The organism is Actinomyces sp. ICM47 (assembly GCF_000278725.1).
GTDB lineage: Bacteria > Actinomycetota > Actinomycetes > Actinomycetales > Actinomycetaceae > Pauljensenia.
Genome location: NZ_ALCA01000029.1, coordinates 1 through 24,610, shown reverse-complemented (window position 1 = coordinate 24,610; position 24,610 = coordinate 1). Strand labels below are relative to the sequence as shown.

Genomic DNA, 24,610 nt, shown 5'->3' with positions numbered 1-24,610 from the left:
GATTTGGGCGAATCCAGAAACACGGCAAACACGACCACCCACAACAGCGACTTTCCCGCGCCGCACAGCCGACAAGTCACCACCCCAGCAACACGATTTGTCCATCCTTCGGCTTATAGGGCATGTCGTGTTGCTGGGTTCGTACCTTGCCTTCTCGTCCGCACGTGGGCCTGCTATTCCGAGCCTGGCCTGTCTCATCCGCACGTGGACCCGCTATTCCGAACCTGGGCAACCCCGCCCGCATGCAGAACAGGCGGCCCGCGTGCGGAATAGCCGGTTAGCGCGCGGAACAGGGGGCTAACGTGCGAGCGCAGAATGGCGTCAGACCGCGAACACCCCGACCACATGCCCACACCCACGCCCACAGCCACACCAGCCTCCCACCGCACAGGGGCCGGAAGGGGGACGGTCGTGGTGAGCCAGTCAATCAGGCCCAGCCTCCCACCCCACAGGGGCCGGAAGGTGCGCACCACACAAAAGTCGCATGCAATTCCCCGAGCCAGCATTCAACAATGCCCAGAAACGTTGGAAATGCGACCCCCCTATTTCAATGCTTGAAAGGTTGACAGGGAAAATGCATGCACATTGTTGGACAGCTATCCAAGGGAGCCTTGGGCTATTGGACACGTGGTGTTGCCGTGTTGCATCGCTAAATGTCGGGCCCGCGCGCGGTCTGGTGCTCCACTCGTTGTTTGCGCTGTGGCCACGGGGCATCAGCTTTGGACCTGGCCGCCGTTGGGCACTGGAGCTACACTCTCGTGCCCTGTGGTACCCGCTGCCCGGGCGGTTTGGGGGTGGTGGTGGCATGAGAAGCATCGAATCGACGCATCGCCGGCACGAGTGACTCTCATAAGGGAAGTGCCGCCCAAAGTGCAGACCACCTCGCCGAAAAACGGCAAAAATGGGCTGTTGTGGGTGAGGTGGTCTGCGATTTGGGCGAATCCAGAAACACGGCAAACACGACCACCCACAACAGCGACTTTCCCGCGCCGCACAGCCGACAAGTCACCACCCTAGCAACACGATGTGTCCATCCCTCAAGGTGGCTCCCACCACCTACAACACCAACTTTCCCGCACCAACAAGCCGAAAAGTCACCACAAAACCAATACGTAGTGTCCTATAACCAGGAGCCTTCCGGGCCCACCCACATGGAGGGCACCGCAGGAAGCACATCCACCCCGCACCCAGAACCCACGCGAGCAGCAGAGGCAACGACGAAGCCCCGGGATTCCAAAGGAATCCCGGGGCAGGGAGCGGAGACGGCGGGATTTGAACCCGCGAGGGGCTATGCACCCCTACCTCCTTAGCAGGGAGGCGCACTCGACCGGACTATGCGACGTCTCCAGTGCCGACTACTTTAGGACATTTTCGCCACGAACGCGAACCGCACCCGCTGCACACACCCGAAAGCGCATCGACATGGCGGAGGGCGAGGGATTCGAACCCCCGGTGCCATTGCTGACACAACGGTTTTCAAGACCGTCTCTTTCGGCCACTCAGACAGCCCTCCAGACCTGCTCCATCCTACAGGAACAGGCTCACACACGCGAAGCCGACGGTACGGGCACAGTCACCGCCCGCCCTGCGGTAGCGGGAGAGACTGGGTCAAGCGCACACCACATCTGAGGGATCGCTCCGGCACTCACCGCGCAGCGTGAACAAAGAGGCGGACCCGGGGGTGCACACACCCCGGGTCCGGTCCCAATCGCAGCTATCAGCCTCGCAGGCCAAAGAAGTTCCAGGACTTCTTGTCGGGTGCCGGCTCCTCGGGGTGGTCGAGGAGGCCGCGCGAGAGCGCGGGGGCTGTCGGCGGCCACAGCGGCACGCGAATCGCGAGCATCGCCTGGATCGCGTGGTAGACGTCCCAGCGTGAGGACTTGGCGGGCTGAACGCTCTCATTGTGGGGGCCGAGGCGGCGGATCCAGCGGCCCGGCTGGGCGATGAGGTAATCGTGGATGTAGTCCACGAAGGAGCGATAGCAGTGCTCAAAGTGCTCGACCTCGTCGATGCGATGCCCGTCATCGAGCATCGCGCGGCGTACGGCGACGGTCGCGCACACGCCCTCGCAGACGACCCACTGCTGGTGCTCGTCTTCGCCGGGCATGGGATCGCCCTGGTCGTTGACGGCGGTGGAGAAGCCGGGTGCCCCGTCGGTGCGACGCCAGCCGTCGACGCGGGCGCGCTCGAAGAGTTCGGTTCCCAGTTCCATCAGGTAGTCGGGTACGGCCCAGCCCGTGGAGCGCAGGCCAGCGCGCACCTGCAGCGCGAAGCGCGCGAGCTGCATGGAGTGACCGGTGACGTAGCCTTCGTGGTAGCGGCGTCCGTCGTTGCAAAGCTTTCCGGCCTCGAGGCTGGGCTGCCATTCCTCGTCGTAGTACTCGGGGATGCGCCAGTTGTTCTTGGATGCAACCTTGTACGCGAAGGCCGTCATCTTTTCGGCGCGGTCCAGCCATTCGGGTTCGGTGGTCGCCTCGGCGGCGGCCATGTAGGCCTCGATGGTGTGGATGAGGGTGCCGAGGGCGTGGACGGGCGCGGGTTCGCTGAAAGCCTCGTCGTACTGATCCCACACGAGGCCGTAGTCGTCGATCCAGTAGTCCTTCTGCTCTTGGAGCATGGTTTCGAGCAGCTCGTGCGCGCCGGGTCGGTTAGCGACGGTCGCGGCGGCGACGCCGAGCAGCGCGTAGACGGTGTGGTATTGGGACTTGACGCGGGAGGCCTCGTCCCAGGGGACGCCGTGCCCCTCCTCGTCCGGTTCAGCTTTGATTTGGTACCACATGCCGCCGTTGACGGGGTCCGTGAAGTACTTGGTCAGCGACTTGACAGCATGGTCGGCGTAGCGGCGCGTGCCGGGCAGGCCCATGAGGGCCCCCAGGGAAAAGATGTAGGCCATGCGCCCGGTGACGGCCAGGTCAATGGACCGGCTCAGGTCCGGTTTGCCGTCGGCGTCCAGGTGTGCGAAACCGGTGGCCACGATGGACCCCTCAGCCTCTTCGATGAGCGCCTGCATGTTGGCACTCAGCCAACGGTTATGTTCGATGGAATCAAACCATCCCACGATGTTCCTCCTGCCAAAACAGCCACGGTCTGCGGTGACCGACCTCTCATAGGATAGACGTTCCTTTCCCCATTTGGGAATACGTCCACACGTTCACTCCTCAAACAGGGACGAGGCCGGGGAAAGTCACGCTCTGACCTGCAGTTTTACGCATGCTCAGCCCCGGCCTCGTACACGATGAAACGATGACGTGTTTCACGGCGTGGACGGACCTACGCAGAAGTGGACGTAACGTGCAACACTGGGCTTATGCATGATCGAGCTGGCACACGTGCCCTTCCAGAAGACCTCATCAACGTCGACGATGTCATCTCCGCTTACTATGACATCGTTCCCGACCCGACCGACGTGGGACAGCGCGTCGCGTTCGGAACGTCGGGCCACCGCGGCTCCTCGCTGGACGGCAAGTTCAACGAGGCGCACATCATCGCTATCACCGCGGCGATCATCGAGTACCGCGCGTCGCAGGGCATCAACGGTCCTCTGTTCATCGGCCGTGACACGCACGCTCTGAGTGAACCCGCGTGGCGCACCGCCCTGGAAGTCCTCGCGGCCGCCGGCATCGACACGCGCATTGATTCGCGCGGCTCCTACACGCCGACCCCCGCCGTGTCCGTCGCAATTCTGGGCGCGAACGGCGCACCGGCGAACCTGCGCACGGAGGGTGACGGACTGGCTGACGGCATCGTCGTGACCCCCAGCCACAACCCGCCGCGCGACGGTGGCTTCAAGTACAACCCGCCTCACGGCGGCCCCGCCGACACGGACGCGACCGGCTGGATTGCGGCGCGCGCGAACGAGCTGCTGGATTCGGGCGAGTGGAAGGACGTTCCCCGCGTCACCGGCTCTGAGCTGCTGCACGACCCGAACGTGAAGCCTTTCGATTACCTGGACTTCTACGTCTCGCAGCTGGATCAGATCATCGACATTGAGGCGATCCGTCACGCTGGTGTGCGCATCGGCGCGGACCCGCTGGGTGGCGCGTCCATCGACTACTGGGCGGCTATCGGCGAGCACTACGGCCTGGACCTGACGGTCGTCAACCCCGAGGTCGACCCGGCGTGGCCGTTCATGACCCTGGACTGGGATGGCAAGATCCGCATGGACTGCTCCTCGCCCTACGCGATGGCGTCCCTGCGCGAGGCCATGACCCCCGACGCCGAGGGCAACACCCCCTACGACATTGCGACCGGCAACGACGCGGATTCGGATCGCCATGGCATCGTCACGCCTGACGGCCTGATGAACCCGAACCACTTCCTGGCTGTGGCCATCGAGTACCTGTTCACGCACCGTCCCGGTTGGAGCAAGGACGCGGCCGTGGGCAAGACCCTGGTGTCTTCCGCGCTCATCGACCGCGTCGTGGCCTCCATGGGCCGCGAGCTGATCGAGGTGCCGGTGGGCTTCAAGTACTTCGTGCCTGGCCTGCTGTCCGGTGCCGTCGGTTTCGGCGGCGAGGAGAGCGCAGGGGCGTCGTTCCTGCGTAAGGATGGCACCGTGTGGTCAACCGACAAGGATGGCATCATCCTGGCGCTGCTCGCCTCGGAGATCCTGGCCGTGACGGGTAAGACCCCCTCGCAGCTGCACGAGGAGCAGGTGGAGCGTTTCGGCGCTTCTGCGTATGCTCGCATCGACGCGGCTGCCTCCCGCGAGGAGAAGGCGAAGCTTGCGGCTCTGTCCCCCGAGGACGTGACCGCGACCGAGCTGGCCGGTGACCCGATTGTCGCGAAGCTGGTGCGCGCTCCCGGTAACGACGCGCCCATCGGCGGCCTGAAGGTGACGACCGAGTCCGCTTGGTTCGCGGCTCGCCCGTCGGGCACCGAGGACGTCTACAAGATCTACGCGGAGTCCTTCAAGGGTGCCGAGCACCTGGCCGAGGTCCAGGAGGCCGCGAAGAAGGTCGTGTCTGACGCTCTGAACGGCTGATTCTCTGACGCTGCCCGCTCACGCGGGTTGCTGGGGGTGGCGCTCACGTGTGTGAGCGCCACCCCCGTTGTCATATCGCGCCGACGCCATCGCTAATGGTCACGCCACGGCCCACGTGATCACAGCGGAAGCGCGACGAGGCGTGAGCGTACACGGCCTGTTATACTGGCGGGCAGGACAAGGGCTGACATGGGCCTCCCTGCACTGTGGGGAAGTGACCGCGAAACCTGACAAAACAGGGCCTCGTAATAGCTCACTCGTGAGCGGCAAGCTGAAGTCACGTCCTGCAAACCCCCTTCCCTGTGGGCTGGGGGTTTCGTGCTGTCTGCTGACGCGGCCCCACGTTGCTAGTCGCTTAACAATTCCGTTGACAGCGGTAACTCCGGGCGCCGCGACTACTCGTCCTCCGAGATATACCCGGCGGTGTCATAGGGTGTACGTTTCTGGGTAGAAGTAGGATTCCCAGGTGTCGTACATCAAAGCGACGTGGGCTTATTGTTTGTGTTCTGCATGAGGCGCTTAACCAACTCCCGTGAGCGGCGCTGGTACTCGCTGCAATCAATCAGCCCGAGCACGTAGTCTGTCAGGTTTTCCACGTGCTCACGGGTGGGTTCAAAGCCTTCATGCCATCCTAGAGCAAGTGACTGACGCACGGCGTTGCGCTGACGCGCGTCAAGGCGATCAAAGAGCTCAGGCCAACGGTCTTCAAAATCAAAAATCTCAGACATGAGGGGTCTCCTATGACGACGCCTACCATTATATACCGCTCGCCGTTTGGCCCAACATTCCGGGCGTTTAGTGGAATCTGTGGATGCTGGCGGCCTCGATGAGGCGTTTGCGCAAGTTGCGCACGCGTTCCCAGGCGGCTTTCTCAGCGCCATTGTCGGTGTAGATCTGTACGGCACTCACCGCATAGAGATGGAGTGGCCTCTCTGCTCATCAAATTGATCCATCTGGTGCCACACGTGCGGAGGGTACTGCGCCTGCTTGCATGACTCATCGACCATGATGCTGAAGGGCCCATGCGCTCAAAACGCGCGGGTAATCCTCGTCGCTCGCCACAAGCCGATTCACATCAAACATGCCACACATCATAGTGTCCAGCCATTACTCGGACGAGCATTGGGCGATTATGCTAGCAAGCAGGACCAGGGCTGACATGGGCCTTCCATCTTCAGGTGGTTGGTGACCGCGAAACCCGGTGATCAAGTGCCCAAGGACTAATAGCCTTCGTGGCGGCAGACTGATACCGCGTCCTGCAAACCCCCTTCCCTGTGGGCTGGGGGTTTCGTGCTATCTGCTGGACTCAGTAGGCGCGCGGGGAGCATTTTCACGGCGATCACCCATAGAAATATGGGACACGGGCCGCTACCGTGAGGATAGTTCGACGCGTCGGTGAGCCGACGCCGCCCACCAACACCAGGAGCGCCCACATGAGCGAGGCACCCAGCCCTGCCGCCCACGACGGCAGATCGCGCGAGCACGCCCCGGCCTCGTCAAGAAAACCACGCACGAATCCGCAGATCCCCTCCCTTCCCAAGGCGCGCCTGGCTTTCCTTCTCCTCGCAGGTGTCGCGCTGCTGACGGGCCTGGACGCCTCCCTCGTGCGCCTCGGAGCGCTCGCCCCCCTCGCCTCGACGAGCCTGGGGACCGTGCACGGGCTCCTCATGATCTACGGGTTCCTGGGCACCGCGATCTGCCTGGAGCGCGCGGTCGCCCTGCAGTCCGACGGGCGGCGCGCGTGGGCATACGCCGCTCCCCTGCTGACCGGGGTCGGCGCCGTCAGCGCGGTCGTCATCTCCTTGAACGAGGGCGTGCGCGGGGCGCTCACGAGCCTGCCGATCCCGCGCTTCCTGGCCGCCCATCTGAGCGGATTTGCGCCCGAGCGGATGATGCCCGGCTTCCTCATCACGCTCGGCATGGCGGCGCTGAGCGCCATCTACTGCTACGTGTGGACGCACAGGCAGGCCACCCACGCGGTCCTCATCCAGCTGCTCGGCGCGCTCATCGGGCTGGGCGGCATCCTCCTGTGGTGGCGAGGCCTCGAGACGCCGCGCGCGGTGCCGTGGTGGCTGGCCTTCCTGATCGTCACGATCGTCGGCGAGCGCGTCGAACTCGCGCGCCTCGCCTTCGCGTCTGGCTCCACCGAGCGACGCATCACCGCCGAGAGCGCCGCCCTCATGGTGGGTCTGACGGTCGCCCTCTACTCGCCCGCGGTCGGCTATCCGCTAATCGGCCTGAGCCTCGCGCTCCTGATGGCGGACACCGCGTGGCACGACGTCGCGCGCGGCACCGTGCGCATGAGCGGCCTGCCGCGCCTGGCCGCAGTGTGCATGCTGAGCGGCTACGCGTGGGCGCTCGTGCCCGCGCTGATGTGGATCATCGCACCCCCGGCCTTCGACGGATACGGGTACGACGCCGGCGTCCACGCGATCACGATTGGTTTCGTCGTCTCCATGCTGCTGGCCCACGCGCCCGTCATCATCCCGGCGGTCGCGCGGCGCGAGGTCCCCTACCACGTCGCCATGTGGGTCCCCTTCGCGTTCCTGCAGGTTTCCCTCGCCCTGCGCCTCCTCGCGGGCGCGCGCGAGGCCGCCTATCCGTGGCGCTTGGGCGGCACACTCGGGGTCGTGGGCGTGCTTCTGTTCGTTGCCACGACGCTGACGGTGACGATTCGCCGGGCGCGCGCTGCCTCGCGTGAGAGCAGGATCATCGACGAGGCCGACTCCCCCTCCGCTGTTCCCGCATCCTCGGGCGGAACGTGGGTCCGATGAGCAAGCCCCGGGTCCCCCGCACCGACCGCGTAACCACGGTGTGGATGTGCGTAGCGGCCGTCGCCGCTGCAGGCACCATCGTTGCCCGAGGCCGCATCCCGCAGAACCTGTGGACGATGATCCACCTGGTGACTCTGGGCGTTTTGTCGAACGGGATCTTCCAGTGGTCCTGGTACTTCACGCGCGCCCTCGCGCACCTAGCCCCGGATGATCGGCGGGCCGGGCGTGACAACACCGTGCGCATCATGGCCTTCAACCTTTCCCTGCTGCTCCTCATCGGCGGCATGTGGTCGAGTCTGTGGTACCTGACCATCACGGGCGCGACCGCGGTCGGCGTGATCGCAGCCTGGCACGGGTGGGCGCTGCTCACCGCGTCCCGCGAGCGCCTGGCGTCGCGTTTCGCGGTGATTATTCGCTACTACATTGCGGCGGCGTTTTTCCTGGTGGTTGGCGCGACGCTGGCTGGTTTCGTGACGGTGGCTATGTTTGACGCGGATGCGCCCGCGTGGCTGGCCTCGGCCCGGGATCGCCTGACGGTCGCCCACGCGCTGGCGGGTGTCGCCGGATGGGTGGGCCTGACGATGGGCGGGACCCTGGTGACGCTCGGGCCGACGGCGATACGCACGCGCATGGATCCGCTGGCCGTGTCTTTCGCGACGAGTGCCCTGCCCCTGTGGGTGGCCGCCCTCCTCGTCGCGGGAACGGGAGCTGTGACCGGGTTGATGCGCGTGGCCTCCGTGGGGTTGTTGGTCGTCGTGGGTGCGGCGGCGCTGGGCGTGGGCGTCCCACTCCTTCGCGCCGCGCTGGCGAAGGGTCCGGCCGAGTACGGGGCGTGGTCCCTCATGCTGGGTGCCGCCTGGATTCTCGTCGCGGGCGCGGGGGCGTCCTTGCGCGCCTTCGAGGCCGTGGATGCGACCGGCCTGCGCGCGGCGTTCCTGCCGTGGCTGCCAATCCTCGGCGCGGCCGGGCTGAGCCAGCTCTTCGTCGGCGCGCTCACCTACCTGATGCCCGTCGTTATCGGCGGCGGTCCGTCCGCGGTGCGCGTCGGGGTCGGCGTGCTCGAGGCCAGGGCGCCCATCCGGGAAGCGGCTCGCAACGTGGCCGCAGTGTTCGCCCTCTCCGTCGCGTCGCTTGGCGGCATCCCCGCCGAGCGCCTCACCGTTGCCGCGTGGGTGGTCCTGCTGGCCACCTACGTCGTCGACATCGTCCTCATGGCCCGCTGTGGCGTGGCCCAGGCGCGCGCCAAGCGCGCCACCCAATCCCCCACCACCACGCAAGGAGGCCGCCGTGGCTGACCTGAACCTGTCTGCGTCGCCGTCGGGAGGTAAGAACCCGAAGACACCCGTCCCGAAGACATCAGCGTCGAAGGGCGGTGCGACGGGAAACCCCAAGCTGCGCATGAGCCCGACGGGCGACCACTCGCCCGTGAGCCGCACGGCGGGCGCAATCATCGGTGTCGTCTCCGTCGTGGCGCTTGCCCTCGCTGTCTTCCTGTCTAACCCCACCGCACCCACTACGCAGGGCACGGGAACGGGGAGCGCAACCACGACCTCGTCAGTGACGCCGACCGGGCACACGACCCGCGTGTCGGTGGGCGTCGAGGGTATGGCGTTTACGCCCAACCACATCGAGGTGCCAGTTGGCGACCGCCTCATCATCGACTTCACGAACTCGGGGGATCAGCGCCACGATCTGGTGTTCGAGACGGGCGTATCCTCCGGGTCGCTCGCCGCGGGCGAGACGAAGGAGCTGGATCTCGGCGTCATCGGCGGCGACGTCGAGGGCTGGTGCTCCCTGCCGGGTCACCGCGAGATGGGCATGACGCTGCACGTGCAGGCCACGGGCGCGTCATCGGGTTCCTCGTCCTCCTCGGGGACCTCGGCCTCGGGCAGCCACGCGCACCACGGGCACGACCACGGCCAGGACGCCGCCGCAGGCCCCGCCAGCCCGACGGCCCTGACGGACTACGCGGCGACAATCACCCCGCGCGACCCGGTCCTACCACCGGCTACGAGCGAGACCGAGCGCCACTACACCTTCACGGTCACCGAGCAGACGACCAACGTCACCGACACGCTGACCCGCCAGACGTGGACCTTCAACGGGGACGCCCCCGGACCGATCCTGCGCGGACACATCGGCGACACCTTCCACATCACGCTCGTGAACAACGGGACGATGAGCCACTCGCTGGACTTCCACGCGGGCCTCGTCGCTCCCGACAACGTCATGCACTCGATCGAGCCCGGGCAGAGCCTTGAGTACACGTTCGTCGCGAAGAACGCGGGCATCTGGCTCTACCATTGCTCGACCGCGCCGATGTCGATGCACATCGCGAACGGCATGTTCGGTGCTGTCGTCATCGACCCGACCGACCTGGACACGGTCGATCGCGAGTACGTCATGATCGCCTCCGAGCTCTACCTGGGCGCGGACGGGCAGAGCGCCGACGCCTCGCTCCTGTCGGCCCTGCAACCCAACGCAATGGCCTTCAACGGCGTGCCCTTCCAGTACAAGGCGCACCCCATCCAGATCAGGACCAACGAGCGCGTACGCGTGTGGGTCATGGACGCGGGTCCGAACCTGGCGACCACCTTCCATGTCGTGGGCACCCAGTTCGACACCGTGTGGCGCGAGGGCGCCTACGTGATCCGCGGCGGCGGGTCAGGCGGCGGCTGGGGCCAGGTCCTGACCCTGGGTGCCGCCGAGGGCGGGTTCGTCGAATTCACGCCTCTGGAGGCCGGCCACTACTCCTTCGTAAACCACGCGCTCTCCCTGGCGGAAAAGGGCCAGACCGGCGTCTTCGAGGTGACCGACTGAGCCTTTTCGCTCTCCCGGCCACGGCCTCGTCCACTTTCGACGAGGCCGTGGCTGCGTCCCGCTCTCACGCTCGGAAGGGGGTTAGATACGCCCCATTGCGACCGGCGCTGCCGTCCTTCGACCGACGATAGAATGGTGGGATGCTGGGTACCTATCTCGACATTTTGCGTTACCGTCAGGCCTGGAAGTTTTCTGCTGCCGGACTGATTCTGCGCCTGCCGATGTCCATGGTGGGCCTGTCGATAATCCTCATGGTGCGGGCAGAGTACGGCAACTACACGCTGGCCGGCGCTGTCTCGGCGGTCAACATCATCGTCATGGCGATCTGCGCGCCGATCCTCGCGCGTCAGGTCGACCGCCACGGGCAGTTACGCGTCATGGGTCCCGCGTGGGTCATCTCGGTCCTGTCCATGTCCGCACTGGTCGCGGCCGTCTTCATGCATGCCCCCGAATGGTTGCTCTTCATTCCGGCTGCCCTCGCGGGTGCCACGTGGGGTGCGCCCGGCGCTCTCGTCCGCTCACGCTGGACCACGATCCTAGACAAGCCGGGCCAGCTGACGACCGCCTACGCCCTCGAGTCTGCGGTCGACGAGTTCGTGTACATCGTGGGTCCCGTGCTCTCCACGGTCCTCGGCACCGCCCTGCACCCCGGCACCGGCCTCGCCATCTCCATCATCGCCCTGGCCGTGGGCGGCACGCTCTTCCTGTCGCGGCGCTCCTCCGAGCCCGCGATCATTCCCTACGACCCGAATGCCCCGCGCGAGTCCGTCATCCGCAAGCCCGTCGTCCTCGTCATGGCAGCCACCTACATCGGCATGGGCACGACGTTCGGCGCGATGGAGGTCTCGATGGTCAGCTTCACCGAGGAGCTGGGTGTCCCCGCGCTCGGCGGCATCCTCCTGGCGCTCTTCTCGATCGGCTCGCTGTCTGCCGCGCTCGTCTACGGTGCCCGCACGTGGAGACGACCCACCTGGCAGCTCTTCGCAATCGGCGTCATCCTGATGGCGATCGGCATGAGTTTCTTCCCGGTGGCCTTCAACATCTGGACGATGGCCGCCGTCATCCTCATCACGGGCCTCACCTGCGCCCCCACGATGACGAACGTCAACATCATCATCCAGAAGTCCGTGTCCGCCGCGAAGCTCACGGAGGGCCTGACCTGGATGTCGACGTCGATCAACCTCGGCACTTCCCTGGGCACGGCGATCGCTGGGCCCGCAATCGACTCGATCGGTGCGCGCGGCGGCCTGCTGACCATGGCCGGTGCCGGGTGGGCGATGGTCGCTCTCATGCTCATCGGCCTGCCCGCACTGCGCAAGAGCGAAGCTCAGCCGAAGCCGCCGCTGCTCCTCGACTAAGCGGCGTAGCGCGGCTACACACCCCCACACCGACTAGCAGCAGAAGCACCAGCCCGAGAATCGCGCCCAGACCCCGTTTCACAAAGTGAACAACCGCGGTCACAAACACGTGACGCCGCATCATGACGTCCCCTCTGACAACTGCTTAACGACGAGACCCGCACCGCAGTGGACAGGCGCACAACCAGCACACGACACTCGTCTTGACTATGCGGTCAGACTGTCATAGGGTACCCGCGGCTCCGTCGCTCCGGAGCTTGCGCTTCCCCGGTGCATTGGCTCTATGATTGGCCTGATGTTGTTCCGTCCCCCTCTCATCGATGACGAGTCTCCCTCGCTCGCCCTGGCACTGACCGCCGGCGCGGGCGAGTTCGCGTCCACACTGTTGGTAGGTGCCATGTCGAAAGGTTGGTTCTACCCGGGCGTCGTCGGCTTCGGGGGAATCGGCTCTCAACGTAGCGCCCGTATCCTGGGCCGCGTCCTCATGGCGCGCGGCGACGATACCCGCTCCTGGCTGCAAACCCGCCGAGGATGGCGCCAGTTCTTCAACGCGCAGGTCCCTCGTCAGCCAGTGCTCGTTACGGTCGGCAACGCGCGTCGGCTTGCTTTCGCGGATCGCGGTGGATTCGTCGACATCACGGTGCTGGGCCACGGCCTCGACCCCGGCTGGCATAACGCGACCATCCAAGTCCTGCACGCGGGCGACGTGCGTGCGCTCGGTATGTCCGAGGAGACGGCCGCCAAGCTCGCCACCACCCTGCGCACGGCGACCCCGCTGCCGGCCCCGCCCTCGGCGATGTACGAGCGTCCCCGCAAGGGCCGTATCCGCGCCGGTCGACCCGCCTGTGTGCGCGTACGCATCGTGTCCGACGACGAGCATTTCGGCGTGGTCTCCGACATCGACGACACCGTCATGGTGTCTATGCTCCCGCGACTGGTCACAGCGGCCAAGCACGCGTTCCTGGATCGCGTCTCCTCACGCGAGGCCGTCCCCGGCATGGCGGAACTGCTGACGACGCTAACGATGTCCTCAGCCTCGTCGGAGGGGGTTCCGGAGGGCACGCACGCCCCGATCATGTACCTGTCGACCGGCGCATGGAACGTTGTGCCGACGCTTCGTTCGTTCCTGGAGCGCAGCGGGTACCCGGCGGGAGGCTTCCTCATGACGGACTTCGGCCCGTCGAACACGGGCTGGTTCCGCTCCGGCCCCGAGCACAAGCGTCGCGAGCTGCGCCGCCTGGCCCGCATGTTCCCGCACGTGCGCTGGCTCTTGGTAGGCGACGACGGGCAACGTGACCCCGAAATCTACGCCGAGTTTGCACGCGATTTTCCGCACTGTGTGGCCGGAATCGCGATCCGTTCTCTCTCCGAGATCGAGCAGTTCATGTCGCACGGCAGCTTCGAGGCCATGGTCCCCGACGCGCTGTGGACCGTACCCGAGCGCGTGCCCGTCTGGTACGGGTCGAACGGTTACGCACTGCTGGATAATATACGAGGCCGGGGCACAGCCGGTCCGCTCTCCCACCGTTGAGGGATCGGACCGTGAAACGGCCCGTGAAACAAGCCGTGTCCGACCGCTCTGACGCATGAAGGCCGCCCCGAGGGGCGGCCTTCCGCGTTGCTCGTGCGTCCGCGCTTAGGAACCAGACATCGGGCGGCACTTCGCGGGCTGCTCGATGGGGTCGGTCGACTTCAGGACGCGCTGAACGTCCTCGGCGCTCATCGCGTCATCGTAGAACGTTCCTAGCTCGACCGTGACGGTGGAGTCCGTCGCCTCAGTGAGGCGCACGTGGGCACCCGGGAAGAATCGGGCCACCGAGTACGCGTTGTCGACGCCGTTCACCCCGGCGGTGATGCGCACCTTACCCGTGTATTCGATGTCGTCGTTCTTGGGTTCTTCCGTCTGGAAGCCGGCGGTTGTGAGCATGTCCGTGGCCTTGGAGGCCAGGCCCTGATGCTGAGTCGTGTTGATGACCGTGACCGACACTTGAGAGGGGGCCACCGGCTTCGAATCCGCCGTCGGGCAGGGAATATCGCCCACCTCGGCGTACTTAACCTTCACGGAGAAGCTGTTACCGAAGGGAATCGACACGATTCCCGAGAACACGAGGGCCGCTAGCGCCGCAATGACGATCATCGCGACGCTCACGATCGCGAACGTCAGATTTTGACGCTCCTGACGCTCGCGCAGGAATCGCTGACGCGGAGTGAGGGTGTGGATGGGCTCGTTCGGTGTACTCACGGTCTCAACACTATCGAATAGGGGCGGCCTGAGGCCAGACAACGCCCCGTCAGGAGCGTTACATCTCGCCCTCGCCCACCTCCGCGATACAGTAAGGACACCCTAAGCGCAGGCTCCCGTCCTCGCCCAGAATCGCCGCGCAGCCCGCCTCTCGGGCCCCGAATGCGCGGTCAGAGCGCCCACCCGGCGTGCGGTTCGAGCGTGAGGCGGCCACGGCCTCGTCCATGCACCGACCACGAAAGAGGACCGCGATGAGCTTCCTGGACACCGACCTGCTCGCCCGCATCCACGAGCGCGCCGCCGACGCGGACGCGCACAACACCTACCCCGAGGCAGACCTCGCCGACCTGCGCGACGCCGGGTACCTCGCCGCGTTCGTCCCCACTGAATACGGTGGCGCAGGCCTGAGCCTGGCCGAGATCGCCGCCGAACAGACGGCGCTCGCCAAAGCTGCGCCCGGCACGGCGCTGGGCATCAACATGCACCAGATCATCGTCGGCCTGGGACGCTACCTGGTCGCCCACGGCAACGCGCGCGGCGAGCAAATCCTGCGCGACGCGGCCGCAGGCGAGGTCTTCGGCTTCGGCATCTCCGAACCCGGCAACGACCTCGTGCTCTTCGGCTCCACGACGCGCGCAACCGCGAACGACGCGGGCGGTTATTCCTTCGAGGGCACCAAGATCTTCACATCCCTATCCCCCGTGTGGACGCGCCTGCTGATCTTCGGGCGGGCCGAGACCGAGGAGGGCCCCAAGTCCGTGTTCGGCATCGTCCACCGCTCTGACGAGGGCTACGCAATCAAGGACGACTGGGACACGCTGGGCATGCGCGCCACCCAGTCCATGACCACCTTCCTCCGTGGCGTCACCGTGCCCGAGGAGCGCATCCTGACGATCACGGACCCCGGTCCGAGCGCCGACCCCGTCATTTTCGGCATCTTCTCCCACTTCGAGATCCTCCTGGCCGCCACCTACCAGGGCGTCGGCGAGCGCGCCGTCGAGGTCGCCGCCGAGCACGTGGCGACGCGCCGCTCGGTGAAGAATCAGACGACCTACTCCAACGACCCCGACATCCGCTGGCGCATCGCGGAGGCCGCTCTCATCATGAACGCGGTCGGCCCGCAGATCCGCGAGCTTGCCCGCGACATCGACGCAGGCGTGGACCGCGGCCGCTCCTGGATGCCCCAGCTGTCTGCCGCGAAGAACGCAGCCGCCGAAGCCACGCTGCGCGCCGTCGAGCAGGCAATGCGCGCGTGCGGCGGCAGCGCCTACTACAACACGCACGAGCTCTCGCGCCTGTACCGCGACGCGCTCGCCGGCCTCTTCCAGCCCTCCGATCAGGAGTCCCTACACGCCGCGTGGGCGAACCTGATCCTCGGACCCATCGAGAAGGCTCAATAGCCTCCCAGGTACGAGGCCGGGGTCCGTGCGTAGCCCTCGGGTGCCCTCCGGGGACGCCCACTGAGGAACCACCGAAGCACACCCGAGCCAGCGAGCACGCGCCGGTCTCATCCTGCGTGAGAGACAAGCGGACCCCCGAGAATTTCCTCGGGGGTCCGTCTCTGCGAGCGCGTCAGGCTACTGATTCCATGCGAAATTCGCGGGGGTGATTTCACCGTTCGTGCCGGTCATCCAGCCGGCGCGGGCCAAGGCGAAGGACTTGCCGGACCTCGTGTTCCAGCAGGTCACGCCGTCGGACGTGGAGCGGCACGCGTAATCGCCCTTCGCGGCGGCCACGCCGTGCGCGACGGTCTCGCCGCCCGACGGCATTGAGGACTCGCACGACTGGGTCGCGGAGTCCTTCGTGGCCTTCAGAACGCCGACTTTACCGCCGGAGCAGGAAGCGTAGCCTTCCTCGGCCCAGTTGCTCTCTGCAATACCGCAGGTCACGCCGTCATCCGCGAAGGAGCAGGTGATGTTGCGCGAAGGCATCGTGAAACTATCGACTTTCACGGCTCCCGCGGGTACCGGGTACTTCACGGCCTCGGTCGTGGTAGCACTCGCCGATGGCTTCGGACTCTCCGAGGGGGACGCCGACGACATCGGAGTCGAACCGCCCGTGGGTCCCTCGTATCCGCGAGTGAACACGAAGATGACGATGCCCAGGAGGATCGCCGCGACGACACCCAGGCTGACGAGCACGATCGTCATCATCGGGAACGAACGACGCCCGCTCGGTGCCGTCGCAGCCGCGGGCTGCGCCGCCTGCGCAGGCTGCCGGGCGGCGGGTGTGGGCATGTAGGCCCGCGGGATCTGCGCGGTGGATTCCGTACTCGACGAGGCCGTGGCGGAGGACGCGGCCGCCGGATAGCTCGAACTGGTCACGGGAGAGGGGTACACCGCCGTCGCCTCGGGATCCTGCGAGGCCTTGCTGCCCATGATCGACTGGCGTTGCACCTGAGCGACGACCTGTTCACGCTTGTCCACCTGCGGGACCGGCGAATTCTTGCCCGCCACCGCGCTGTAGGGGGTCGTGCGCTCAATCTGGGAGTAGGAGTCCACGCCGCCCTGACCCAGCACGTACATGCCGGACTCGGAGGTGCGGATCGTTGACCCCGCGACGGCACCGGATACGTCACCGCGCATGACCAGGCAGCCGTTGGAGTCAATGTAGCCGTCGTAGTCATCGCGCGCCTCGAGCGCCGCGTTGACCTGCGGGTCGTTGAACTGGTGCAGCCATTCCAGCAGCCCGCGGTAGGCATGGGGATGGGCGGCGACTACCGGACGCAGCTCGGGATAGCGATACGCCAGCTGCCGCAGCGACTCGGCATCGGTCGACGGGTCCTGGGCTGCCGCCGCAGGATTCTCGAAATGCAGTTCTTCTGCCATCGGTGCTCCAGACTTCATCGGTCACGCGGTTGTTACACAATACCGCGCACACGCGCCATGAGTGAAACCTTACGATATTTTCTGACCACGGTACTTCCCTGTCATTTGACAAAACACCTACAAGTCGCATCGTAAGACGAATGTGTCAAAATTGAGCGCCGTAATATCGGCAGCGAGTGCGCGCACCTGGTCATCCCATCCAGCACGCGAGGCCTCAAAACCTTCCGGTGTGCCAAATTCTCGCGCTTGCTGTAAGGCAAAGGACTTGACACCCATCGCGCGAGCCTTCTTCGCAACCTCCAGGCCGTCGCTGGGACCGTCCGGGTAGACAGTCAGGCGTACCTCGTGGTCCACCTCGGGGTGCGCCAGGACGATGCCCAGCGACTCCCACGCGCGCTCCCCGGCACCCGCCCGACCGGCCACGGCCTCGTAGTTGCCGAGGGTCGCCTTCACGTCGATGCCCACCCAATCGACGAGGCCCGCGCCCAGCAGGTCCGCCAGGCGACGCGGGTAGGGGCCCGCGGTGTGCAGGCCGACGCCGAAGCCGAGCTCGCGCACGCGCGCCATCCCCGCGCCGAGCGCAATCTGGCGCGTCGCCTCGCCTCCGGAGAACACGACGCCGTCCAGGAGGCCGCGCCTGCGCGCCAGCAGATCCTCGAGCTTGCTCCACGCGACCACGCCCGGGATGCGCGGGTCGATGATCGCGCTGTTGTGGCAGTACGGGCATGCCCACGGGCACCCCTGCAGGAACAGGGACGCCGCGAACTTGCCGGGCCAGTCCACGCTCGACATGGGGACGAGGCCCGCGATCTGCAGGTCGTCCGGCGTCCACTCGCGCGATGCCCGCCCCCCGACGAGGCCGGAGCCGCTCAGGCTCAGCGCGCCCTTCCGGGGTTCCCCGGCCTCGTCATTCAGGGACGGACTCACGTCAGCGGCTCCCCACGGGAGGGAAGGCGCTGACGAGCTCGCCGTGCGCGTCCGCGGCGTTCTCGGAGAACATCTGGCGCTCATTGTATTCGCCCTTCTTGCCGATGTTGAAGGACTGGACCGGGCGGAAGTAGCCCATGACGCGCGTCCACACTTCGCAGGCCTGCGGCTCGGCGTGGGGGCGGGCGGCTGCGCACTTCTCGCACGTGAAGTGCTCACCGGCCAGGTAGCCGTGGACCGGGCAGATAGAGAAGGTCGGCGTGATCGTGATGTAGGGGACCTTGAAGGCGGTCAGCGAGCGGCGCACCATCTCCTTGCAGGCCTGCCCCGACGAGAGGCGCTCACCCATGTACAGGTGCAGGACCGTGCCGCCCGTGTACTTGCCCTGCAGGACCTCCTGATCCTCGAGGGCCTGGAAGGGGTCGTCCGTGTAGGCCACCGGGAGCTGCGAGGAGTTCGTGTAGTAGGGCTGGTCGGGCGTGCCCGCCTGGATGATGCCGGCGAAGCGCTTGCGATCCTCCTTTGCGAAACGGTAGGTCGTGCCCTCCGCGGGGGTCGCCTCCAGGTTGTACATGTGACCGGTGGCCTCCTGGAGCTGGACCATGCGCTCGCGCACGTGATCCAGGATCCGCACGCACATGTCGAAGCCGCGCGGGTCCGTCAGGTCGTAGGCATCGTCGCTGAAGTTACGCACCATCTCGTTCATGCCGTTGACGCCAATCGTCGAGAAGTGGTTATCGAGCGTGCCCAGGTAGCGACGCGAGTAGGGGAAGAGGCCGTGGTCCATGTGGTACTGGATGGTCTCGCGCTTGATTTCAAGGGACTTCGAGGCCAGGTCGATGAGTTCGTCCATGCGCGCGATGAGGCCCTCCTCGTCACCCTTGTACAGGTAGCCGAGGCGCGCCATGTTGAGCGTGACCACGCCGATCGAGCCGGTGAGCTCGGCCGAGCCGAAGAGGCCGTTGCCGCGCTTGAGGAGCTCGCGCAAGTCCAGCTGGAGGCGGCAGCACATGGAGCGGATCATGTGCGGGTCCAGGTCGGAGTTGATGAAGTTCTGGAAGTAGGGCAGGCCGTACTTCGCGGTCATGTCAAAGAGGGCATCGACGTTCTCGCCCTCCCAGTCGAAGTCGGGCGTGATGTTGTAGGTCGGGATCGGGAACGTGAAGACACGACCGTCCGCATCGCCACCCGTCATGACCTCGATGAACGCGCGGTTGATGAGGTTCATTTCCCGCTGCAGCTCGCCGTAGGTGAAGTCGACGACCTCGTCGCCGATGAGAGGGTGCTCGTCGGCCAGGTCGTCCGGGCACGTCCAGTCGAAGGTCAGGTTCGTAAATGGGCACTGGCTGCCCCAGCGCGAGGGCACGTTCAGGTTGTAGATAAGTTCCTGCATGCACTGAACGATCTCGTCGTACTCCATGTTGTCCAGGCGCACGAAGGGGGCCATGTAGGTGTCGAAGGAGGAGAACGCCTGGGCACCCGCCCACTCATTCTGGAGGGTTCCGAGGAAGTTGACGATCTGCCCGCAGGCCGAGGAGAAGTGGCGCGGCGGGGCCGAGGCAATTGCGCCGCCCACTCCGTTGAAGCCCTCCTGGATGAGGCGCTTGAGGGACCAGCCGGCGCAGTATCCGGCGAACATGTCGAGGTCGTGGATGTGGTAATCGCCCTCGCGGTGCGGCGCGCCGATCTCAGGCGTGTAGACGTGCTCAAGCCAGTAGTTGGCGACGATCTTGCCCGCCGAATTCAGGATCAGGCCGCCGAGCGAATACCCCTGGTTTGCGTTGGCGTTGACTCGCCAATCGGAGCGGTCGAGGTATTCCTCCACGGTTGCAATAGCGTCGACGTCGTAGCGGGGTGCTGTCGTCATTGTCCTGATCCTTTCTTCGTTCCCGTGTGTGCCTGGGGTGCGCTGCGAGCACTTTGCTGTGCTGCGGGAGTTTGGGTGCGGCGATGTGTGGGGTTGTGTGGCTGTGCGGTTGTGCGTAGGCGGGCGCCTCTGGTTTGGTCCTGCCGTCGCTTCGGTGGGCGGTTAGCCAGTACTACTGTTCGGACGCGTGATCAACACGTCGTGAACACTCCACCCTCGTGGGGCGAGGCCGTGGCACTGTGGGTGGTGATGGTTTCCTCCGCCCGGCGTGAGCCTCCCCTAGATCTAGGGGTACGTGATCACGAATCGCTAGATCTAGTGTTTGAACCGAACGGTAACCACAATATCTAGTGTCACTCGTGTGTCAGAAATGAGGCACGCGGAAGGCGTAGTTCCCCTGGTCACGACGCTGATCCGCAATGACTTTTCGAGGACCAACGTCCCATCGCGCCGCGCTCTCCCCGCCGACACGGGCTGATTCACATAGCGAGGCCGCGACCGGAAAACCCGGCCACGGCCTCGTCGATAAAGCGGACCTACTCAGACCAAGAAGGGCAGTTTCTTCACCAGGTCCAAGCCCTTCCACCACGTGCCCAGGCCGATTGTGTCGCCCGCGTTGGTCAGGGGGATGAGGATGAGGACGAGCGCGTACACCAGGTGCTCGTTGACGACCGGGTTGAGGGAACCCCACACCCACGGCGCGACGGCCGCGTACATGAAGCCCAGCATGACGACGCCCGCGAGCGCCGCCAGGCGCGTGCCAATGCCGAGAATGAGCGCCACCCCGATGCCGAGCAGGCCCAGCATGAACACCCAGTCGGTCGCAGGCGTGGCGAGGGACTCGAAGAAGGAAGCCAGGGGTTTGCCGGTGGTGGCTCCCGTCAGGTAGCTCTGCGCAGGCGTTCCGCCGTTGATCCACGCGCGCGACGGACCCGTGGAATAGTGCAGGCCGAAGGTCTTGTCCAGGAAGGACCACAGGAACACGAAGCCGACCGCGAGGCGCAGCAGGCCAAGGATGAGGCGCGCCGACTTGGACGTAACGACAGTGGAGGCGGGGGCCATGGCGATTCTTTCACGAGGCGACAAGGGACTCCACCATTATCCCAGGAGCGAGGCCTCGGCGGCAGAGCCTGGCCGGACATGCAGACAGCCCATCGCGAGCGGCCCGGCTAGCGTGCCTGGGGGCGGCGGCAGGGCCTGGCCGGGCTTCGAGATCGATCACTCCGAGCCGCAGGCTCGCGTGTGGCGATCTCGCGGGCGGGCCGCCGCCCCCAGGCACCACACGCAGACAGCAGCGATTATTCGCCTGCGAGGCGGTCGACCTCGTGGATGATGAGGCCGCAGATGGCGCTAACCCACGCGATAGCGGCGACGCCGAGGACGCGCGAGCGCCAGGGGCGGATTTCCAGGAAGTACTCGAAGCCGTAGCCGGAGCCGGGTGCAGCGGCGGACATGCTGAACCCCCACATGGCGGCGATGGTTGCGACGACGGCAACGACGATGAGCACCAGGCACACCCACACCATGATGCGCTGGACCTTGATGCCGTGCCGGGGTCGCCGCTCGATGGGTGAAAGGGCGAGTGCCCACGCGCCGGCGATGAGCGCGGCGGTGATGGCGTCGGAGGGGCGGTGCCAGCCTTCCATCATGACGGATACGCTCATGAGGGAGGTCCACGCCCAGCCGAACCATGCGGAGGGGCCGCGGAACCATTGGGGGGCGACGACGATGAGGGCGAGGGAGAGGGTGACGGCGACGGTCGTGTGGCCGGACGGCAGGGAGTTGACGACGCCGGTGGTCACGCCGAGGCTGGGCCGGGTGAGGACGTAGTCCTTGAGAATTTGGGTGGTGACGTTGGCTCCGACAACCGCGCCGAGGGCTCGTCCCGCAAGGGTGGGTCGACGCCTGGCTGCCGCGACGATGGCGACGAGGACACCGATGCCGCCCAGGACAGGCACGGACACAAGGCCAGTGATGAGGGTGGAGAATTCCTCATACTGTCTGGCTGAGCGCATGGTCCCTTCCATGAGGATCGTATCGATTACCTGTCCGTACGAGGTGCTCAGCACACCATAGCTAATGAATGCGGTAAGCGAGAGACATGCGGTAACTCCGGCGATACGTCGGGCCAGTTTGTGCCGGTACCATCTGTCGGCGCTGAGGGGACGAAGCGCGGGTTCGGTCCCGTTGTCGTCCGCGTTCGCGCTGCGGCTGGTTGTGGTGCGTGCGCGGGCGGGGCGTTCCTTGGTGGAGACGCTGGATGTGCGGGTTTTGCTTCCCGCTGTTTTCTTGCGTTTTGTCGCGCTCTTCTGGGGGTCTTTGTCGTTGCCGGATGTGCGCGAACCGGAGCGGGTGCGGGGCTGAACGGGGCGCGATCCTCGGGTGTAAGACTCGTCGACGGTAGGGTCGGAGGGCAGGGCGGAGTTAGGGTCGTCCATACTGTCCTCCGTTCGTATTAGTGCGGTCATTCAGATACACACTGTAGTGGAGTGTGGCGCAACTTCGCGGATTAGCTAGGGGGTGAACGCGGCTTGGAGACGTGTTTCAAAGCTGGGATCAGGGATGATGGGTCCTGAGTTTTTACCCGCTACCACCTTGTCACAAGTGCGTTCGCGGCCCGGGGGTGCGCTCTGAGCGCACGAAGATGGGCGCGCGCGTGACGGGGGCCTCGGTTAGAGTGGGTGTGTCCGATTCTGCACGTTTACGTCGGGAGTTGTCAGTGGCCACTTCTTCACCTGTGAGCACCGATCGCATTCGAGATCTGTTGCGGTCTCGTGACGTGCGTTTCGGCGATTACAACGAGGGTGAGTTGGCGTATCTGACGCCGAACGCCGCGTTTTTCTGGAACGCGACGAATCCTCAGATCCTGCAGCTGCGCGCACAGTGGCGTGGCATCGCCCGCACGCCGGAGCAGTTCGGGGAGCTGGCCCGAGAGGTTGCGACCTGCAATTCGACGCGCACGGGTCCGAAGGCATACGTGGCTCCGCTCGAAGATGGCACGCAGTACGGCCTGATCGCAGAGTGCAACATCGTTGTGCTGTCCGGATTGACGCAGGCGCAGCTGGATCATTTCTTTGAAACGTCTATGTCGATGATCATGGGTTTCTTCGCGGATCTTGAGGTGACGCTGCCTGGGTTCGTGGATTGGGTCAGCGAGAGCGCGGAGGCGCAGCGATGAACGTTCCTTTTGTGGTTCCCGAGGACGATACGACGCCTTACCCGGCTGACTTTGAGCGCGTGGTGTCGTGTGTTCGCGAGATGGGCTACGCCTTGGACATCATTGAGGAGGGGCGCGCTGGCGGCGCGATCTTCGACCGCGTTCCTTTCCTGGTGTCGTTTGATGCGGCGGGGCGTTTCCTGTCGATTCGTGCCCTGTGGGAGCCGGAGATTCCGGCGGAGACCGGCGAGCATGCAATGTTCGCGACGGCCGATAACTGGAATCGTGAGAAGTACTTCCCGACGGTCTACACGGCGACGACTCCCGAGGGGAAGCTGGGCGTGTACGCGGATTTCGTGGTGGACACGAAGCCAGGCCTGTCGAATAATCAGTTGCGCGACATGATTGCGTCGGGTATTTCGACGGGCATCGCGGCGATGGAGTACGTGAAGGAGTCGGCCTCCGAGGCCCTGGGGTGGGTGAACCCGGACTCGGATGAGCGCTGACCGCTCGTCGTCTTCCTCGCGCGAGGCCGGGGCGGGTTTACGCGAGCACGCGCGGTTGGCCCCGGGCATGGGGTCGTCGGCGTCGCCTCGGGGTGAGGCGGGCGATCAGGCGCGATCGAGCGCCACTGGTGTACCCGCTCTCTCTCCTTCTCCCTCCCCCGCTGACCTGCTGGCGGTGTTGGAGCGTTTGAGCGCCGGGGATGACCGGCTGCTTGGCCACGTGACCTTACCGGGGCGTTCGGGGCGGATCGCGCAGTGGCCGCAGTGGGTCTCACCCGCGGTCGTGGACGCGTGGGCGCGCCAGGGCGTGGAGCGCCCGTGGATTCATCAGCGCGAGGCCATGGATGCCCTGCGCGAGGGCCGCGACGTCGTGCTTGCGACGGGCACGGGGTCCGGCAAGTCTCTGGCCGCGTGGACACCGATCCTCTCCGACCTGGTGGAGGCCGAGGATTCGTCGCGTATTTCCGCGATCCACCGCCGCCCGACGGCCCTGTACCTGGCTCCGACGAAGGCTCTGGCGGCGGATCAGCTGGCCTCACTCATGGCGCTTCTTGGCCAGAACGACGCACCAACCGACGCACTGGGGAGAGCGGACCCGGAGGGAGGCCACCGCCTCGTCGATGAGAGGCTGCGCCGCGTGCGCGCGACGACCGTGGATGGGGACACGCCGCGCGAGGCGAAGGAGTGGGCGCGGGCGAGCGCTGACCTGATCCTGTCGAACCCGGATTTCCTGCACTACGTGATGCTGCCGTCGCACCAGCGCTGGTCGCGTTTTTTGGCGTCGCTGCGCCTCATCGTCATCGACGAGGCGCACCATTGGCGCGGCGTGACCGGCTCGCATATCGCGCTGGTCGTGCGCCGTCTGCTGCGCGTCGCTCACCACTTGGGCGCGGATCCGCGCGTGGTCATGCTCAGCGCGACGGTGCGCGACGCGGCGTCGGTGGGGCGCGCGCTGACGGGGCGCGACGCTGTTGCTATCACCGCGGACGGCTCACCGGCGGGTGCGCACGAGCTGGTCCTGTGGCAGGGCGCGATCATGGCCGACGAGTCCGAGGTCGACATTTCCTCGTTCCTGGCAGCCCTCGACGCACCTCCTGGCACGGCCACGCTCAAGGTCCCGGTCGTGCGGCGCAGCGCCGGGGCCGAG

At 65.8% G+C, this 24,610-nt stretch carries 18 protein-coding genes and 2 tRNA genes; 10 read left to right on the top strand and 10 right to left on the bottom strand.

Features of this window, described 5'->3' with window-relative positions:
* Positions 1 to 1,257 precede the first annotated feature (1,257 nt).
* The 3 genes from HMPREF1136_RS02015 to HMPREF1136_RS02005 form a co-directional block, all read right to left on the bottom strand.
* Positions 1,258 to 1,347: transfer RNA gene (locus HMPREF1136_RS02015), tRNA-Ser, on the bottom strand.
* Positions 1,348 to 1,423: 76 nt separating this feature from the next.
* Positions 1,424 to 1,513 (bottom strand) — tRNA-Ser (locus HMPREF1136_RS02010).
* A gap of 204 nt (positions 1,514 to 1,717) precedes the next feature.
* On the bottom strand, positions 1,718 to 3,058 hold the full coding sequence (locus HMPREF1136_RS02005; protein WP_009647635.1) for an AGE family epimerase/isomerase: 1,341 nt from the start codon (positions 3,056 to 3,058) through the stop codon (positions 1,718 to 1,720).
* A 249-nt stretch (positions 3,059 to 3,307) separates the two neighbouring features.
* Between HMPREF1136_RS02005 and pgm the strand changes: the two genes are divergently transcribed.
* A complete protein-coding gene (gene pgm / locus HMPREF1136_RS02000; RefSeq protein WP_009647634.1) occupies positions 3,308 to 4,984 on the top strand; it encodes a phosphoglucomutase (alpha-D-glucose-1,6-bisphosphate-dependent) in 1,677 nt (558 codons plus the stop codon).
* Between the two features lie 476 nt (positions 4,985 to 5,460).
* On the opposite strand, the gene HMPREF1136_RS01995 is transcribed toward pgm, so the two are convergent.
* Positions 5,461 to 5,712 carry an antitoxin VbhA family protein gene (locus tag HMPREF1136_RS01995; protein WP_009647627.1) on the bottom strand — a complete coding sequence of 84 codons (252 nt, stop codon included), beginning with the start codon at positions 5,710 to 5,712 and terminating at the stop codon, positions 5,461 to 5,463.
* 705 nt (positions 5,713 to 6,417) lie between these two features.
* Between HMPREF1136_RS01995 and HMPREF1136_RS01990 the strand changes: the two genes are divergently transcribed.
* The 5 genes from HMPREF1136_RS01990 (at position 6,418) to HMPREF1136_RS01970 (ending at position 13,467) form a co-directional block, all read left to right on the top strand.
* Entirely contained in the window at positions 6,418 to 7,758 is a 1,341-nt protein-coding gene (locus tag HMPREF1136_RS01990; protein ID WP_009647636.1) for a hypothetical protein, read from the top strand.
* Positions 7,755 to 9,053, top strand: a complete 1,299-nt coding sequence (locus HMPREF1136_RS01985) for a hypothetical protein (protein WP_034504459.1) — start codon at positions 7,755 to 7,757, stop codon at positions 9,051 to 9,053. Before HMPREF1136_RS01990 ends, HMPREF1136_RS01985 begins: the two co-directional genes overlap by 4 nt.
* Positions 9,046 to 10,578 carry a multicopper oxidase domain-containing protein gene (locus HMPREF1136_RS01980; RefSeq protein WP_009647632.1) on the top strand — a complete coding sequence of 511 codons (1,533 nt, stop codon included), beginning with the start codon at positions 9,046 to 9,048 and terminating at the stop codon, positions 10,576 to 10,578. Before HMPREF1136_RS01985 ends, HMPREF1136_RS01980 begins: the two co-directional genes overlap by 8 nt.
* A gap of 140 nt (positions 10,579 to 10,718) precedes the next feature.
* Complete coding sequence (locus tag HMPREF1136_RS01975) at positions 10,719 to 11,936, top strand: MFS transporter (protein ID WP_009647628.1); 1,218 nt, start codon at positions 10,719 to 10,721, stop codon at positions 11,934 to 11,936.
* Positions 11,937 to 12,219: 283 nt separating this feature from the next.
* Positions 12,220 to 13,467, top strand: coding sequence for an App1 family protein (locus tag HMPREF1136_RS01970; protein WP_009647645.1), 1,248 nt, complete (start codon positions 12,220 to 12,222; stop codon positions 13,465 to 13,467).
* A 105-nt stretch (positions 13,468 to 13,572) separates the two neighbouring features.
* On the opposite strand, the gene HMPREF1136_RS01965 is transcribed toward HMPREF1136_RS01970, so the two are convergent.
* Positions 13,573 to 14,178, bottom strand: a complete 606-nt coding sequence (locus tag HMPREF1136_RS01965; protein ID WP_009647630.1) for a LytR C-terminal domain-containing protein — start codon at positions 14,176 to 14,178, stop codon at positions 13,573 to 13,575.
* A gap of 251 nt (positions 14,179 to 14,429) precedes the next feature.
* Here HMPREF1136_RS01965 and HMPREF1136_RS01960 point away from each other — a divergent pair, with 251 nt between their 5' ends.
* The gene (locus tag HMPREF1136_RS01960; RefSeq protein WP_009647637.1) at positions 14,430 to 15,578 is read left to right on the top strand and encodes an acyl-CoA dehydrogenase family protein; all 1,149 of its coding nucleotides are present in this window, start codon (positions 14,430 to 14,432) and stop codon (positions 15,576 to 15,578) included.
* Positions 15,579 to 15,755: 177 nt separating this feature from the next.
* Here HMPREF1136_RS01960 and HMPREF1136_RS01955 read toward each other — a convergent pair whose 3' ends face one another.
* From HMPREF1136_RS01955 to HMPREF1136_RS01935, 5 genes are all read right to left on the bottom strand, one after another.
* A complete protein-coding gene (locus HMPREF1136_RS01955; RefSeq protein WP_009647644.1) occupies positions 15,756 to 17,006 on the bottom strand; it encodes a variant leucine-rich repeat-containing protein in 1,251 nt (416 codons plus the stop codon).
* Between the two features lie 117 nt (positions 17,007 to 17,123).
* Positions 17,124 to 17,933 carry an anaerobic ribonucleoside-triphosphate reductase activating protein gene (locus HMPREF1136_RS01950; protein ID WP_009647642.1) on the bottom strand — a complete coding sequence of 270 codons (810 nt, stop codon included), beginning with the start codon at positions 17,931 to 17,933 and terminating at the stop codon, positions 17,124 to 17,126.
* A gap of 1 nt (position 17,934) precedes the next feature.
* Complete coding sequence (locus HMPREF1136_RS01945; protein ID WP_009647640.1) at positions 17,935 to 19,800, bottom strand: ribonucleoside triphosphate reductase; 1,866 nt, start codon at positions 19,798 to 19,800, stop codon at positions 17,935 to 17,937.
* A gap of 540 nt (positions 19,801 to 20,340) precedes the next feature.
* On the bottom strand, positions 20,341 to 20,862 hold the full coding sequence (locus HMPREF1136_RS01940; protein ID WP_009647643.1) for a DoxX family membrane protein: 522 nt from the start codon (positions 20,860 to 20,862) through the stop codon (positions 20,341 to 20,343).
* 236 nt (positions 20,863 to 21,098) lie between these two features.
* Entirely contained in the window at positions 21,099 to 22,238 is a 1,140-nt protein-coding gene (locus HMPREF1136_RS01935) for a phosphatase PAP2 family protein (RefSeq protein ID WP_009647646.1), read from the bottom strand.
* A 281-nt stretch (positions 22,239 to 22,519) separates the two neighbouring features.
* Here HMPREF1136_RS01935 and HMPREF1136_RS01930 point away from each other — a divergent pair, with 281 nt between their 5' ends.
* The 3 genes from HMPREF1136_RS01930 to HMPREF1136_RS01920 all read left to right on the top strand — a co-directional run.
* On the top strand, positions 22,520 to 22,978 hold the full coding sequence (locus tag HMPREF1136_RS01930; protein ID WP_009647633.1) for a YbjN domain-containing protein: 459 nt from the start codon (positions 22,520 to 22,522) through the stop codon (positions 22,976 to 22,978).
* Entirely contained in the window at positions 22,975 to 23,463 is a 489-nt protein-coding gene (locus tag HMPREF1136_RS01925) for a YbjN domain-containing protein (RefSeq protein WP_009647638.1), read from the top strand. The genes HMPREF1136_RS01930 and HMPREF1136_RS01925 overlap by 4 nt, the downstream gene beginning before the upstream one ends.
* 187 nt (positions 23,464 to 23,650) lie before the next feature.
* Positions 23,651 to 24,610 (top strand): DEAD/DEAH box helicase (locus HMPREF1136_RS01920; RefSeq protein WP_156791822.1); only part of this gene is annotated, 960 nt, incomplete at its 3' end.